Annotated in this window: 1 protein-coding gene; it reads right to left on the reverse strand. The window is 63.5% G+C overall.

Features of this window, described 5'->3' with window-relative positions:
* Positions 1-15 precede the first annotated feature (15 nt).
* A complete protein-coding gene (locus ABZ412_RS35825) occupies positions 16-1,179 on the reverse strand; it encodes an IS110 family transposase (protein WP_357289756.1) in 1,164 nt (387 codons plus the stop codon).
* Between the last annotated feature and the right edge of the window lie 225 nt (positions 1,180-1,404).

Below are 1,404 nucleotides of genomic sequence, written 5' to 3' on the forward strand. Positions count from 1 at the left end.
TGGCTCCCCTTTATGTCAAGGCGTTGCTGCGGGTGCGGGGTTAACCTTGTTGGTGGCGGGTCCGGGATGTGGCTTTTCCGAAGGATCGGTGTGCGGGGTGAGGCCGGTCGCGCTGGATTGCAGAGTCGTTCCCGAGTGCCCTCCCGGGCTTGCCTTTTCGCGTTGTCGTTGGTCGGCGAGCATGCGGGCGTAGACGACGTTGGAAAGCCGGCGTTTGAGTGAGCGCATCGATTCCATCGAGGTCTTCCCAGCGGCTTTGCGGGTGTCGAAGTAGAGGCGGCCTCGGGTCGGATTGCGTAGCTGGACCACGGCCATGATGTGCAGGACACGGTTGATGCGCCGGTTCCCGGCGCGGGAGAGTCGATGCCGCTGCTGCTCGCCGGAGGAGGCGTCCAGGGGTGCGGTGCCGTTCCAGGAGGCGAACCTGTCCCGGTTGGCGAAGCGGTGAATATCGCCGGTGTCAGCAAGAAGCCTTGCGGCGCTGGAGGGTCCGATGCCGACCAAGTCCATCAATGTCGAGCCGCGGTCGACGATGAGTTGGCGCAACTCTTTGTCGGCGGCTTTGATCTTTCGGTCGATGGTGTCGAGTTCACCGATCAGCTCGACGGTCAGCCGGCGTCGGGCTTTGCCGAGCGGATCGCGTGGTTTGATCGTTGCGATCAACGCGCGCGCCTTCGTGGCGGACAAGAACTTTTCGGCCCCTCCAGGGAAAAGTTCGAGCAGGAACCGGTGCAGGCGGTTGATGGTTTCGGTGCGGGCGCGGCCGAGTTCGTCGCGGCGATCAGCGAGCATGCTCAGAAGGAGCAGGTCTGGGTCGGGTTCGACACGGCGCAGGTTCGGTGAGTGCAGTGCTGCCATCGCGACCGAGTGGGCGTCGACGGGGTCGGTTTTGCGGCCGTTGCCGGTGGCGAATACTCGTATCTGGGCGGAGAGTTTCGCTGGCACGTCGAGTACGGTTTCCCCGTCGTGGACCAGGCGGTGGGCGATATGGCGGCCGATACCGTTGCAGCCTTCCACCGCCCACACTCTGTTTCCGAATTTCCTGCCAGTGGTGAGCATTTCGGTGTAGCCGGCCTTGTCGGTGCCGTATCGTCCGACAGCTCGGATCTTGCCGGTGTGGTCGATGACTTCGATGGTGGCCGAGCGTTTGTGTGGATCCATGCCGATGATGACGGTCATCGGTGTCCTCCCTGGTCGACGGGTTATCGGCGAGGGAGGGCAACGCTACTTCGAGCTCGGGCAGACCCCTTTCCAGCCACTCCTCGCGCGGTGCCCGGCGAGAGGCAAGCCATGAGAGAGCCACACCAATACCGCGGGCGGGCAGCCGATTAGGGAACTTCTCACCGGGCACCTGGACTAGATCCTGGCCGGGATCAGGTCCTGACACCAGTCTTAAGTAGCCGA

Source organism: Nocardia sp. NPDC005746, from assembly GCF_040630785.1.
GTDB lineage: Bacteria > Actinomycetota > Actinomycetes > Mycobacteriales > Mycobacteriaceae > Nocardia.

What these genes read in the sequence shown, in the direction of transcription:
- ABZ412_RS35825 (WP_357289756.1), bottom strand. Translation starts at nt 1,179, where the DNA reads ATGACCGTCATCATCGGCATGGATCCACACAAACGCTCGGCCACCATC.